The organism is Microbacterium sp. Bi128, from assembly GCF_918698205.1.
Map to the genome: position 1 here is coordinate 1 of NZ_CAKKMM010001567.1, position 1,135 is coordinate 1,135.

The 1,135-nt window shown below is 64.3% G+C and carries 1 protein-coding gene; it reads right to left on the reverse strand.

Annotation, left to right across the window (positions count from 1 at the left end):
* Positions 1 to 88: 88 nt before the first annotated feature.
* On the reverse strand, positions 89 to 706 hold the full coding sequence (locus tag LQV45_RS34605) for a uracil-DNA glycosylase (protein WP_028276890.1): 618 nt from the start codon (positions 704 to 706) through the stop codon (positions 89 to 91).
* Between the last annotated feature and the right edge of the window lie 429 nt (positions 707 to 1,135).

Below are 1,135 nucleotides of genomic sequence, written 5' to 3' on the forward strand. Positions count from 1 at the left end.
CACCGGCGCAGGCTGCTGGCCGGGTGATGCCGCCGGCGCCGGCTCGGCTTGCGCCGGATGCCGTTGCCGGCCGGGGTTGCGTGGAGCCTCAGAGGTGCTGGATGCCCGCCCGCTGCATGGCGTCTTTGTAGACCTCGACGTTCTTGGCGAGGAGCTCTTCCTGCTTGGCCGGAGATACCGCGAAGGCGCGGCCGCCAAGTGCGGTGGCCTTGTAGATCTTGACACCATGATTCTTCAGCGAGGAATGGTAGGTCTTCTCGAAAAGCGTCAGGAAGGAGTGGGCGTCCGCGCCGTGGGCAATAACGGCCGAGACGCGCTTGTTGATCTTGAGGAACTGGCGGAAGGGCCGGAGGCCGTCCGTCTTCTCCTGGACGTTCAGGGCCGAGGATGCCTCCGGATCGCGGATCCACGGGTAGGCGTTCCACGGCATCACATAGCGGGGGTCCAGCTCTGCGGCCTCGTAGATGGAGGTGGCGCGGCGGGCGGCTTCATCGTCGTTGAAGTGCGAGACAAAGCCCGATTCGGTGCCCTTGCCCGGGCTGATATGCAGGCTGACGATCCGGCATTCGTCCTCGTCGTGGATGGGGTCGATGTACGGGACCACGGATCCAGGCTTCTTTTCCATGAGTTCGTCACACAGCTGCGTCACGGCGGCGATGTTCGGCTCCTGCAGCAGGGTCTTCTTTTCGTCCCAGTCAATCGTCACGATTTCTCCCTCAGCACTTGGCGTCCAGAATCAGGCGGCTTCCTCCACTCTACGCTTTCGCGGCAGGGGGTGTTTCGGCCGGGACCTATTCGGCCGGGGCTGCGCGGGGGTTTGCCCTGAGTCAACGGCCCTCTGGTGACGGCCGTGAGGCGGGCGTAGGCTTAAAGCGCCTGCAGGTAACCATCTGATGACTCCGGGTTGTTCGGGACACGGAAGTGTCCGAGCCGTCTCTTAGCGAGTTCGCGAAGGTACCTGCAGGCCTGATGTCTGCCGCCGCCCAGGTGGTCGGGCGCTTTTCTTTGCCGCTGACCTGCTGGATGCGATGAAGCGTGGCGGAGCCGAGGGCAAGAGCCGCGAATCGAGTGCTTCGAATAGCGGCCCGTCGCCCGGCAACTGTGCCCCGAGGCCGAGCCAATGTTAGTTCGGGCC